At 42.0% G+C, this 12,816-nt stretch carries 10 protein-coding genes; 1 reads left to right on the top strand and 9 read right to left on the bottom strand.

All coding sequences use genetic code 11. From position 1 onward, the window contains the following. Nucleotides 1-138 precede the first annotated feature (138 nt). Both DWY07_RS05400 and proS read right to left on the bottom strand, forming a co-directional pair. Nucleotides 139-1,479, bottom strand: coding sequence for a CCA tRNA nucleotidyltransferase (locus tag DWY07_RS05400; RefSeq protein ID WP_117822429.1), 1,341 nt, complete (start codon nt 1,477-1,479; stop codon nt 139-141). Between the two features lie 429 nt (nt 1,480-1,908). Then, nucleotides 1,909-3,345: a proline--tRNA ligase gene (gene proS, locus DWY07_RS05405; protein WP_117784559.1), complete on the bottom strand. Its 1,437-nt coding sequence runs from the start codon at nt 3,343-3,345 to the stop codon at nt 1,909-1,911. Nucleotides 3,346-3,644: 299 nt separating this feature from the next. Here proS and DWY07_RS05410 point away from each other — a divergent pair, with 299 nt between their 5' ends. Further along, nucleotides 3,645-4,340 (top strand): hypothetical protein, encoded by a 696-nt coding sequence (locus DWY07_RS05410; RefSeq protein ID WP_021944246.1) that lies wholly within the window; start codon nt 3,645-3,647, stop codon nt 4,338-4,340. A gap of 2 nt (nt 4,341-4,342) precedes the next feature. On the opposite strand, the gene DWY07_RS05415 is transcribed toward DWY07_RS05410, so the two are convergent. From DWY07_RS05415 to DWY07_RS05445, 7 genes are all read right to left on the bottom strand, one after another. After that, nucleotides 4,343-5,044 carry an RluA family pseudouridine synthase gene (locus DWY07_RS05415; RefSeq protein WP_021944247.1) on the bottom strand — a complete coding sequence of 234 codons (702 nt, stop codon included), beginning with the start codon at nt 5,042-5,044 and terminating at the stop codon, nt 4,343-4,345. Between the two features lie 88 nt (nt 5,045-5,132). Then, nucleotides 5,133-5,822, bottom strand: a complete 690-nt coding sequence (locus DWY07_RS05420; protein ID WP_008399752.1) for a response regulator transcription factor — start codon at nt 5,820-5,822, stop codon at nt 5,133-5,135. Further along, the gene (locus DWY07_RS05425; protein WP_117784730.1) at nt 5,800-7,410 is read right to left on the bottom strand and encodes a HAMP domain-containing sensor histidine kinase; all 1,611 of its coding nucleotides are present in this window, start codon (nt 7,408-7,410) and stop codon (nt 5,800-5,802) included. Before DWY07_RS05425 ends, DWY07_RS05420 begins: the two co-directional genes overlap by 23 nt. Nucleotides 7,411-7,883: 473 nt before the next feature. Further along, nucleotides 7,884-8,516 (bottom strand): helix-turn-helix domain-containing protein, encoded by a 633-nt coding sequence (locus DWY07_RS05430; protein WP_021944249.1) that lies wholly within the window; start codon nt 8,514-8,516, stop codon nt 7,884-7,886. Between the two features lie 221 nt (nt 8,517-8,737). Beyond that, on the bottom strand, nt 8,738-9,592 hold the full coding sequence (locus DWY07_RS05435) for a hypothetical protein (RefSeq protein ID WP_117807980.1): 855 nt from the start codon (nt 9,590-9,592) through the stop codon (nt 8,738-8,740). Nucleotides 9,593-9,603: 11 nt separating this feature from the next. Continuing rightward, nucleotides 9,604-11,538, bottom strand: a complete 1,935-nt coding sequence (locus DWY07_RS05440) for a L,D-transpeptidase family protein (RefSeq protein ID WP_181983887.1) — start codon at nt 11,536-11,538, stop codon at nt 9,604-9,606. Nucleotides 11,539-11,552: 14 nt separating this feature from the next. Further along, complete coding sequence (locus tag DWY07_RS05445; RefSeq protein WP_117807976.1) at nt 11,553-12,788, bottom strand: FtsW/RodA/SpoVE family cell cycle protein; 1,236 nt, start codon at nt 12,786-12,788, stop codon at nt 11,553-11,555. Nucleotides 12,789-12,816: the final 28 nt, after the last annotated feature.

Consider the following 12,816-nt stretch of genomic DNA (forward strand, 5'->3'; position numbering starts at 1 on the left):
TTCACATAAAAAGTCACATTTACCTTCGGACTCAAACAGGCACTTGTATTTACCGGCACTATGCATCTCATTACGAAATCTTTGGTAATGTCAATATATAATTAACCGGATGCAGTTATAACTCCACCTTTATTTTTTCTATTTTCTAATATATGACTCTGCCATAGACAGCAGCGTTTCTCTGTTGTTCAACTCAGGACTGCCAAGCACCTGATTCAGAAGCTCCTGCAGGATATCGCCGATCTCTTTTCCCGGCTTTACGCCAAGTGCGATCAAATCCTTTCCATTGATGGCAAGCTGTTTAATCGTCAGACAATCTTTCGCATCCGTGATCTCCTGATACAATTTCTCCAGATGCTCGATGCTGCCTCTCCGTTCTTCTAACTTATAATCACTCTGTGCCGCCATATCCGCCCGGCGGATCTTGATATAATAAGGGAAGAAATCTGCTCCCATCCTGCTGAGTGCTTTTCGGAAGGTTGTCTTTTTCAACATCTCCCCTAAACCATAATCATGCCACAGCACCATCTTGCATACCAGATCTATCGTTTCATTGTCAAACCGCAGTCTGCGAAGCACCTTACGGGCAATCTCTGCCCCCTTCTCATTATGTCCATAGAAATGGTCGATACCATTTTCATCCACAGTATGACATTCCGGCTTTCCCACATCATGAAGCAGCGCAGCCCATCTGCATACTGTAGTTGGCTCAATAACCTTAACTGCTTCCATCGAATGAACTCCTACGTTATATTTGTGGTATGGATTGTTCTGCGGCTGTTCCATCATTCGGTCAAATTCCGGCAGGATATATGCTGTTATACCTGTCACATATGCTTCCATCAATTTCTCCGGATGCGCTGAAGTCAGCAATTTGTCAATCTCCACGCGGATACGTTCGGCACTGATATCCTGTAAGAACTGTGCCCGCAGGATCATCGCCTTTCTGGTATCCCTCTCGATCGTGAAATCAAGCTGTCCTGCAAACCGGATCGCCCGAAGGATTCTCAGAGCATCTTCATCAAATCGTGCCAGCGGATCACCGACCGCCTTGATGACCTTATTGTCCAGATCATCCATTCCACCAAACAGATCGATCACACCTGCTGAAGGACTGTATGCCATAGCGTTGATCGTAAAATCCCTACGCTTCAAGTCTTCTTCTAAATTCGCAGTAAATTCCACAGAATCCGGTCTTCTGTGATCGGAATATTCTCCATCCACCCGGTAGGTAGTTACTTCATATGCCTCTTTACCAAACATAACCGTAACCGTACCATGCTTAATTCCGGTATCGATCGTCCGTCTGAATAACGCCTTTACCTGTTCCGGTCTTGCTGCTGTCGTAATATCCCAGTCTCCCGGTTCTCTGCCAAGAATACTGTCTCTCACGCATCCACCAACAATATAGGCTTCATACCCGGCAGCTTCCAGTGTCTCTATTACCTTTTTCGCATTCTCCGGCATCCTGATCTCCATATCACAACCTCCTCCTTGGGTATTTCTATGCCTTTCTGTACACAATACCATTACTTTATTTTTTTGATAGGGTATCTCTCATCTTCTCTTCTATTATACCCTATGATCTATCCTTCACTTGGGTATCACTTCTGTTTTCTAGCTGTCATACCCACGCGCCTACCCTTCGGCGGGGTATTAACAAGATTTTTCATCCAATATACCCTTAAGCGCCACCATCTATGCCATATTTCATGATTGCGCCACCATCTATGCCATATATTTCATGATATCAATTGAAAACAGCATATTCCATTCCAAATATATATTACATTAAAATAGGTGATAACAATCTATTAATATGTTTGTTATCACCTATTGCAAGTATCATAAATTCCGCAAAATCAAATACACTACTTATCTATCATCTGCTAATAGCCGATGTTCCTCTTAGTATGCCTTGCCAAAGTATACCATAGTCTTTGCTGGCTTACCGCAATGTACACAGACATCGGACAAATGCTCCTGCTCAAACGGCATACATCTGGTTGTTGCACCGGTCTCATCCTTGATCGCTTCCTCACAGGCTCTGTCGCCACACCACATAGCTTTGATGAATCCCTGCTTTCTTGTCAGAATGTCAGTGAATTCTTCCCAGTTATGAGCCTCATGTGTATTGGCATCTCTGTGAGCAGTTGCCTTTGCAAGCATGTCTGCCTGCATCTTCTCAAGGATCTCTCCAACTGCTTCTGTAATATTATCTAATGACACAACTGTCTTTTCTCTGTTATCACGACGTACGATAACTGCCTGACCAGCTTCGATATCCTTTGGTCCGATCTCGATACGAACCGGAATGCCGCGCATCTCCTGCTCAGAGAATTTCCAGCCTGGGTTCTTATTAGAATCATCCAGCTTAACTGTGAACTTCTCAGAAAGAGCTGCCTTGATCTCCTGTGCCTTTTCAAGAACGCCTTCCTTCTTCTGGTTGATCGGAATGATCATAACCTGTGTAGGAGCGATTCTTGGTGGAAGCACCAGGCCGCTGTCATCACCATGAACCATGATGATCGCGCCGATAATTCTGGTTGACATACCCCATGAAGTCTGGTGTACATACTGTAATTTATTATTTGCGTCTGTATACTGAACGCCAAATGCCTTGGCAAATCCATCTCCGAAATTATGGCTTGTACCGGACTGAAGTGCCTTACCATCATGCATCAGAGCTTCGATCGTATAAGTAGCCTCTGCACCCGCAAACTTCTCTTTATCTGTCTTACGTCCCTTGATCATAGGAATAGCCAGAACCTGCTCACAGAAATCAGCATAGACATTTAACATCTGGATGGTTCTTTCCTCTGCTTCTTCTGCTGTAGCATGTGCCGTATGACCTTCCTGCCATAAGAATTCCATCGAACGAAGGAAAGGTCTGGTTGTCTTTTCCCAACGAACAACTGAACACCACTGGTTATAAACCTTTGGAAGATCTCTATATGAATGAATGATATTCGAATACAGATCACAGAACAGAGTCTCTGATGTAGGTCTTACACATAAACGCTCCGGAAGTGGATCCAAACCACCCTGTGTTACCCATGCAACTTCAGGTGCAAATCCTTCTACGTGATCCTTCTCCTTCTGAAGAAGACTTTCAGGAATGAACAATGGCATATATACATTTTCTACGCCTATTTCCTTGAATCTTCTGTCGAGTTCCTTCTGTATATTTTCCCAGATGGCATAACCGGCCGGTCGTAAAATCATGCATCCTCTTACACTTGAATAATCTGTAAGCTCTGCTTTCTTTACAACATCTGTGTACCACTGGGCAAAATCTTCGTCCATGGAAGTAATAGCCTCTACTAATTTCTTTTCATTAGCCATCTCAATTTTCTCCTTTATATACTTATAAAAATAATTCTATCGTGCAGCCTTTTAAATGTGTCTGACATCTATACCTGTCCTTTAAAAAGTTACATACCTTCTGTCATTATATAGATATAACCTGATATTTTCAAGGGATTTTTGCCGGTTCTGCCAGAATGTAAAACATTTTTTCTTGCAATTTGCACTGTTTCTGTATATATTATCCATGATGAAAAGCACTAAACACAGGAATGAAAAATCATTTGTCTGCAACGAATGATCTTTCCATATTCCAAACAAATAATGAGGGTAAAATAATGAATAAACAGGAGTCAAATACATCTTTCCATTTGAAAGACAAATCAACAAAAACCGGAAAACTTCCGGTCTCTGAACAATATCTGGAAGATAAGGAAATCCAGGATCAGACAGAACAATTAAAAAATCAGACAGATATATCAACAGAAGGTCTGACCGAGACAGCCATTCTTCGTTTAAAAGCGGAGCAAACTTTTGCAAATAAGTCAAATGGTATCTCCGGTGCCACGCACAGCATCAGCACCTCCTACCACGAGGCAGTTCGGGAACAACAGGCATCTCTGACAAGGCATCGCAAGAACCGCCATACCTTTGCAATCGTCCGGAAAACCATAACACTTGTTGTAATCTTTGCGATCCTGGTTGCCGGTATCTACTTCCTGTCCACACATCTCCGGAATCTGAAGCCACACGATGACAAATCCATGCAGGAGCTTCTCTGTGAATCAAAATGGACAATAGAAGATCTTGGCAGTTTCACATTCACAGAAGACAACAAAGTGATCAAAAAGAAAGGCTCCACCGAAACTGGAACCTATGAAGTAACAGATGACGACATTTTGATCATGCATTTCAAAAAAGAAGATCTGAGTTATCTGTTGGAAACCAGTTCAGATGGAACCGTAAAATGGGTACACAGCTATAATGGCTTTGAAGAAGTCATTATTCCGAATACCATTCCAATTACAAAATAATATTAAAATTCATCCAGCTCGATGATCTCAAAGGCTTTGCCCTCCGGCTCATTCTTAAAGATCATATGCTCACCCGTCACCGGGTGCTCGAATTCCAGTCTGGATGCATGCAGACCGATCTGCTTATAAGATTTCTTTGTTTTCTGGAACTTTGGATTATACTTTGTATCGCCCCAGATTCCGGCTTTTTTACCAGCCATCTGTACACGGATCTGATGGGTTCTGCCTGTGATAAGATTGATCAGAACATAACTTAAGATTCCATCATCTGTCTCCATGACATCTAACACTTCATAATCCAGCTCCGCTAATTTGGCTCCCGGCGTATCTTTATCCACAATTCTTGTGACATTTGTCTTGTTATCGTGAATCAGATAATTCGTAATCGTTCCGGCATCATTCGGAAGTTCTCCGGTTAAGATTGCCTGATAATATTTGACCATCTCGCCATCTTCACTCTGCTTTGACAGCTTCGAAGCAGCCTCCTTGTTCTTGGCAAATAACATAATGCCACCAACCGGACGATCCAGTCTATGGATCGGAGCCAGATATGGTTCCTCTGTCCGATGCTCTTTCTCAAAAATGCGAAGCTTCAACATACTGACCATATTTTCAGAATTCTTCTTGTCCGGCTGGGATGGCAGCCCATACGGCTTCACCGCAACCAATATATCATTATCTTCATATAATACTTCTATCTTCATCTGTTATCTCCTTATCAGAACCTATCAAAATCCAAAGCTCTGATGCACACTCTCCCATCTGTGCAGGCTCTGTCCTCACACTTTTTCACTACATTCTGAATCGGTATCCAACGCCCCATACAGTTTCGATGTACTGTGGCTTAGATGTATCAAATTCGATCTTCTCACGGATCTTCTTGATATGAACCGTAACGGTTGCGATATCTCCGATACTCTCCATATTCCAGATCTTGTTAAACAGTTCATCCTTTGAAAATACCTTATTCGGATTGCTTGCAAGGAAAGTCAGAAGATCGAATTCCTTATTTGTAAATACCTTCTCTTCTCCATCCACATAGACACGACGATCGGTCTTGTCAATCTTTAATCCACGGATCTCAATGACATCATTCTGCAATGCGGTTGAACCGATCAGACGCTCATATCTGGAAATATGTGCCTTTACTCTGGCAACCAGCTCACTTGGACTGAATGGCTTTGTTACATAATCATCAACACCAAGTCCAAGTCCACGGATCTTATCAATATCATTCTTCTTTGCTGTAACCATGATGATCGGAATATCCTTCTTCTCACGAATCTGACGACAGATTTCAAATCCATCCAGATCCGGAAGCATCAGATCAAGCAGGATCAGGCTGTAATCATTCTCTAATGCCTTATCCAGACCCTTTGCTCCATTTGTCTCTATCTCAACCTCAAAATCATTCAACTCCAGATAATCCCGCTCCAGCTCTGCTATGCTAAGTTCATCTTCAATTATCAGTATTCTGCTCATCTTTATTTTCCTCCTTGATGTATTTCTTCAATGTGAAATAGATCGTTGTACCTTCACCTTTCTTACTGGTCGCCCAGATCTTTCCACCATGTTCTTCCACGATCTTCTTGCAGATAGCAAGCCCCAGTCCGCTTCCACCTCTGGAACGTCTTGCACTGTCTGCACGATACGTTCGGTCAAATATATGCGGCAGGCTCTCTTTGTCGATCCCCCGTCCATCATCATTGATCGATACCTTGATCATTTTCTCACTTTCTTCTATAGAAATGTCAATATGACCTTCCTCTTTATCTGTATACTTGATCGCATTTGTCACAATATTGTTGATAACACGCTTCAACTGATCCGGATCAACAACAACCTTTACATCTTCCGCACAATAATTGTTATAGTTCAGTGTCATATTATGTGATAACAGATCTGCCCGAACCTCTTCCATACAGTCATTAAAATAGTCTTTTACCGATACTCTGTGGAATTCATACGGAATCGCATTGTTCGTGATATTGGTATATAGCGACAATTCGTTGATCAGCGCATCCAATTCATTTGCCTTATTATAGATCATCTTCAGATAACGATCCTGCTTCTCCGGTGTGTCTGCCACACCATCCATCAGACCCTCAACGTATCCTTTGATCGTTGTGATCGGAGTTTTCAGATCATGAGAAATGTTACTGATCAGCTCCCTGTTTTCTTCCTCATACTGCATCTTAAGCTCAACCGATTCATTCAGGCGCTCTCTCATGTCGTTAAATGACCGGCACAATTCTCCAATCTCATCTTTTCTTCCATCACTGACCTCTACCGGCTCTCCCAGATTCCCGGTACCAATCTCCTCTGCTGCCTCCTTCAGACGAACCAGCGGACGGATGAACTGTACATATACCAGTGTCGACAAAGCAGTTGTCAGAACCAGCATGATCAAGAACATCATAAGGATAAATCCAACCAGCGCACTCTTAAACTGGCTGACGTAATTACCATAATATGTAACCAGGAAAATACTGATCGATTTGCCATTGATCTGATAATCGATCTCATTACACAGATATGCCTGTGGAGATGTCAGCATATATTCATAAGTTTTTCCATATTTTCCAAATGCATATGAACCCTGATCACCCATTTCCCCGGAACCGGACTCTGATGAACTGTTTTCTACTTCCTCCTGCTTGATTCCCTTCTCACCATTTATATAGATTGCACGTTTGGTAAGTAAAGACGCTTCCAGTTTTTCTACTTCATCTTTTATACCGGAATATGTAAATTCACCATCAATATAGACAAGCACCGATGTCCTGTAATTTCCGGCTTTCTGGTTCAGACTGTCCAGATATTTCTTATCATAGAATTTGCCCGGATCTGTCTGCAGATCCTCCTGCACATCCGACATGATGATCGACAGATTCCGATATGTTTCCTTAATCGGATCGCTGATCGAATATAATGACTGTATACTGTAACCGTCACCAAACATTTCTGACAAATAACTTCGTCCAATCACGATCGTACCTACCAACATGATCAGCACGATAAAGATCCAGACGGAAACCAACGCCCATTTAACTTTTTTTATGATCTTCATATGTTTTCCTTTATAATTGTTTTTCCTCGCATTGCTCCAGATTTCTCTCGCATCGCTCATCTCGTAATCTTTCAGATTACTCTCGCAATGCTCATCTCGTAATCCTTCGGATTACTCTCGCAATGCTCATCTCGTAATCCTTCGGATTACTCTCGCAATGCTCATCTCGTAATCTTTCGGATTGCTCTCGCAATGCTCATCTCGTAATCCTTCGGATTGCTCTCGCAATGCTCATCTCGTAATCCTTCGGATTACTCTCGCAATGCTCATCTCGTAATCTTTCAGATTACTCGATGTCCGTGCTTCGCACTATCAGATCATAAAAATAAATCAGGTCTTGTGCAAGCACAACCTGGTTTATTTTTATGATCTGGCATTGCTCGGCATACGCTCATTATATCACGGATTCAATTTCTCTTATATGAAGTTTTTATAAAGAAAGACTAGCAGATGGATGAAGCTGGCATCTGTTCTTATTTATTCTTCTTACCAAATAATCGTTTTTTCTTTTTTCCTCCGGCTTCTGCTGCCGCGATCTCCCGTCTGGTCTGCTGCATTTCCCGGATCACGGTATCCAATCTCTGATACCGTTCCTCTGCCCGCTCATCCTGTTCCTTCATAATAACATCCATCTGCTTTGCGATCTGCTCTGTTGCTTCCGCAGTTACTGCCTGACTGATCGGCTTGATATTCTCCTTTATCGAATTTCCCACAATCTTCGTCATCATCGACTGGAACTGTACCAGCTTAAAATCAACAATCCGCTCCTGATCCTCACCCGGCTCCTCCGTGATCTGGGTAACTGTATTGACCAGTTCCGAGGTGAAATCTGTTTCAACCTCCTTCGATGCCGTTTCAACCGGAACTCCATTTTCCAGAATATCATACATTTTCTGCACCAGTTCATGGATCGCCTTTAACTGGATCCCCCGATCCTTCAGCTCCTTTATCTTCTTCAAAATTCTGATATCCTGCTCATCATAGTACCGATGTCCCATATCATTTCGCTTGATCCTCATATCCAGTTCTTCTTCCCAGTAGCGAAGCACATGTGGTTCAACATCCACCATTTTTGCCGCCTCTTTTATCAGATATTTATTTCCCATTTGAATAGCACCCTCCTGATATTTTTTGTGAACCTCCCAGAAGGCCTGTCCACTTCACAAAATAATTCTACATTTATCTTCCCCTCTCTACAATTCTTATCGTGAGCATTCTTTTTACAGCTTTCTACATAAAAAAACATCCCGGTCAGAACGTTATCCGGATTCCTTTTCAGCTTCCGGGCAACATCTCCAACCGGGATGTAATATCATATATTTGCAGGCTAATTATTGATCTTTACAATCTTATAAACCCCATCCGATGTCATGCGAAAATAAATATTCTTACTTGCTGAACCGATCAGCCATGCATCACCATCCCTACTCTTCCGCAGGTTATCGATTGCATCGGTTCCTACTGCCTCCAACAGCTTATCTGTGAAGATCTGATCAGCCGGGATCGCCATCAGCTCATCTATATTTGCAATGGACTCTCCGCTTCCAAGTTCCTGCGGATAGTTCAGGATCTCAGACAAGCCATTGACATCCTTATTCTGGAACACCGTTATGATCTGTTGTGCAAATGCTTTACTTTCCGCCTCTGCATGCTCAATTACATCTTCTCTCTCATCATAATGATCCTCAAATGAAAGCAACGGAAGGATACTGTCTACAACTGAATCCTCTGCTGTTACATAGATGTACAGACAATAATGAATATTCGTATCACTCCAGAAAACAACCCTGCCCGGATTCAGCTTATAATACGTTGCATTGTATCCCTGAACCCCTGATACCAGCATATCTCCGGTACCGGTATTCGTTACCCCTGCCAGATCAAAATCACTGTATACCGCAGACGCAAGGAACTGACAATCAATTCCGTTATAAACAAATTTTATACAGGCGATCTCTTTATTTTTGATCTCGTATGAAACATCCTTAACCATATTTGAAGAAGCAACATCAATGATCATGCCAAGCCGCTTAAAATCCTCCGGACCACTGACCGGGCCGTCAGTTACAACCTCTGTTGTCTCTTCTTTTGGCTGACTGTCGGCTTTTCCACAAGCAGTACAGACCGCAAGTAATCCTGTTAAAATGCACAGACTATAAATCCATTTTCTGAACTTCTGCACGTTATTTCCTCCTAATGGCAGCCATTCTGCTTGCACTTATACTGCATATTTGGATCGGTTGGATCCCATGTGTGCCAGGATGGCAGCTTATATGCAGTTGGCTTTGGAAATGGATCACTGCCCTTTTTATTTATGATCGTAACCTTTGTTCCGACCTCACAATTATCATATAACCATTTTGCATCTCCGGCGGTCAGTCGGACACATCCGTGAGAGCAGGTTGTCCCCAGCTTGTTATATGCATATACACTGAGTGCGTTATTATTATTTACATCATTATAATATACGGAATGGAACAGATATCCTTCATAGATACCGGTACACCACTGTCCCCAGCAAGGTCCCATCAGTTCATGCCATCTGTAGTGACTCTGTGTATGGAAGGTTCCAAGCGGTGTGCTCTGACCTGTAGAACAAATAAAGGAACGGACCGGAATGATATAACCCTTATCTCCATCCTTCGCATATACCGTAACAACATTTGAATACTTATTTACAATGATCTCATAAGAATCCTGCTTGCCAATAACATCATCCACTTCTACCGCACGTTTTCCGTTTGAGCAGAAATAGAACTTATAACCATCCACATATGCCCATTTCTTGCGATACATCACACCATCCGTACCGAAATAATAATAGGCATCCTTGATCTTCTTATAACCTGTCTGCGGATGTCCGTTATTATCGCAATAGTATGTATTTCCATCTATAGTGACAAGCCCTGTCGCATTTGCAAGTTTTCCATTTGTCCGGAAAATATAGATCTTACCGCTGATCGTATGTGGACCTGTATATGCAGTTCCGGTCCTGTCAAAATAATATGTATTCTTGTCAACGGTCTTCCATGCTTCCTTCACAGCCGCACCATCAGATTCAAAATAATAATACTTGCCATTGATCTGTTTCAGTCCGGTTGCCGCATATCCGGTATCCTCCATATAATAAAGCTTTCCATTATATGTTATGAACTGATTTCTGTAGAGCACACCATTCTTATTGAAATAACAGGTATGTCCATCGACAGTTGCAAGTCCGGTTGTTGCCTTTCCGTTACTGCCAAAATAAAACTTCTTGCCATTGATCGTGCGCCATTCATTCTGGATCATTCTTCCATATTTTGTAAAATAATAATACGTTCCCTTTACCTTTTTCAGACCGGAGAATGTATATCCCTTATATCCAACAAAATAAATATTTCCATTTACTGTAAAGAACTTGCTTTTCTGAAGTACGCCATTCTTATTAAAGAAATAACGATGTCCGTCAATCGTACAGAAACCTGTCTTTGCCTTTCCATCATAGCCAAAGTAGAACTTTTTGCCGTTGATCGTTTTCCAGGTCTTAACTGCCATTCTGCCCTTTTTGCTGAAGTAATAATAAGTTCCCTTTACCTTCTTCAGGCCGGAAAACGTATGTCCCTTATATCCAACAAAAAAAGTCTTTCCATTTACCTTGAAAAATTTGCTCTTCTGCAGCTCACCCTTATCATTAAAGTAATACCGGTTGCCATTAATCGTACAGAATCCCGTTTTTGCCTGTCCGTTATAGCCAAAGAAGAATTTCTTACCATTGACTACTTTCCAGACCTTCTTCTGCATTCTGCCATACTTATCAAAGAAATATCTGGCATCACCGATTTTCTTTTTACCGGTAACTGCCTGACCATTTTTCTTACTGAAATAATAGGTCTTTCCGGAAAGAACCTTCCAGCCCTTTACTGCCTTTCCATTCTCGTAATACTTCCGTCCGCCTTTTACATTTACCCAGCCGTTTTTCACTGTTGCCAGTTCTGCACCGGCTGTTGTCTGTAATTCTGCATCCGTAGCCTCTGCCTCATTTTCAGATGTATAAGCCTCTTCCGCTCTGGATGGTATTGATATTGCTCCTGCCATACATACGGCAAATGCCATCACCGCCAGTAAACCTCTAAGTATCTTTTTCATTGTTCTCTCCTCATCTAAGATATTCTTGAATATTTTCGATTCACCTGCTGTCTCCGTATTCCGATCACAAGTCCAATCTCCATTAATGTACATATGATGGCAGAACCACCTGCACTGATAAATGGCAGCGATACACCTGTATTCGGAAAGAAATTCACAGCCACACAGACATTGACTATAATCTGGAAAATGATATGTAAGATCACCCCGATCACAACCACACTTGCATATATATTTCTGGACTCTTTCACAACAATAACCATCTGATACAAAAGATATCCAAACATCAAAAACATAATAATAACACCGATCAGTCCAAGCTCCTCACAGATGATAGCAAAAATCATATCATTCTGTGCTTCCGGAATGTTGCTCAGCTTCTGTGTACCATTTCCAAGTCCCTTGCCAAGCAATCCGCCGCTTCCGATCGCATACAGAGACTGTAATGGCTGATAGCCAAGCGTACCTGCATACCGTTCCGGATCCAGCCATCCGAAGAATCTCCGAATCTGATATGGGTATTTGTCCATCTCACTGTCAAGCGGCATATTCGCCTTTAACCACATGATAAAGATAACAATCATTACAATACCAACCGCTGCAATGATCAGATGCATTTTTGGATGTTTTCCAACAATAAATGTCAGAATAAATACCATGAGCATAAGGATCAGGCAACTGCTCAGATTGGATGATATCTTCAATATCAGTCCCGCCTGAAGTGCAACTAACAGCCATAAGATCAAGGTATATCTGAATTTATCAAATTCCTTCCAGAAACGGTTCACATACCAGCCCATAAAAACGATCATACAGACCTTTGTTGCATCCGCAACCTGAAGCTGCATAAATCCCAGATTCAGCCATCTGGTCGCACCACCGGAATTAATACCAAGTGGTGTCTTTAACATAACGATCAAAACCAGAGATATAACATACGCCAGGATTCCACATTTCTTGATCAGCTTATACGGAACCCAGTTAAGGAATGCAGCAATAATAACTCCAAGTGCCATTACCTTCAACTGCTTTTTAAAGTAATATGCCGAATCGTAATTCGTGACGCGGCTGATCGACGATGTATAACTGGACGCACTGAAGATCATAATAAGTCCAAATGCCATAAGGAACACAACTGCAACTATGATCTTGATCTCTACTCCTGGGGTATAGGTATATCCTTTTTTCTCTGTCTGTCCGTTCTGTTCCACTTTTCCCCGAACACTCATATCCTGTCCGTTTGAAACCATGGTTACCCCTTTCTCACTTTAACGAATT

The sequence above is a fragment of the Clostridium sp. AF23-6LB genome (genome assembly GCF_003461085.1).
Classification (GTDB): Bacteria; Bacillota; Clostridia; order Lachnospirales; family Lachnospiraceae; genus Coprococcus; species Coprococcus ammoniilyticus.

Coding starts and splice junctions, on each gene's coding strand:
- DWY07_RS05400 (WP_117822429.1), bottom strand. CDS start 1,479: ATGGAGATCAGGATGCCGGAGAATGCGAAAAAGGTAATAGAGACACTG.
- proS (WP_117784559.1), bottom strand. CDS start 3,345: ATGGCTAATGAAAAGAAATTAGTAGAGGCTATTACTTCCATGGACGAA.
- DWY07_RS05410 (WP_021944246.1), top strand. CDS start 3,645: ATGAATAAACAGGAGTCAAATACATCTTTCCATTTGAAAGACAAATCA.
- DWY07_RS05415 (WP_021944247.1), bottom strand. CDS start 5,044: ATGAAGATAGAAGTATTATATGAAGATAATGATATATTGGTTGCGGTG.
- DWY07_RS05420 (WP_008399752.1), bottom strand. CDS start 5,822: ATGAGCAGAATACTGATAATTGAAGATGAACTTAGCATAGCAGAGCTG.
- DWY07_RS05425 (WP_117784730.1), bottom strand. CDS start 7,410: ATGAAGATCATAAAAAAAGTTAAATGGGCGTTGGTTTCCGTCTGGATC.
- DWY07_RS05430 (WP_021944249.1), bottom strand. CDS start 8,516: ATGGGAAATAAATATCTGATAAAAGAGGCGGCAAAAATGGTGGATGTT.
- DWY07_RS05440 (WP_181983887.1), bottom strand. CDS start 11,538: ATGAAAAAGATACTTAGAGGTTTACTGGCGGTGATGGCATTTGCCGTA.
- DWY07_RS05445 (WP_117807976.1), bottom strand. CDS start 12,788: ATGGTTTCAAACGGACAGGATATGAGTGTTCGGGGAAAAGTGGAACAG.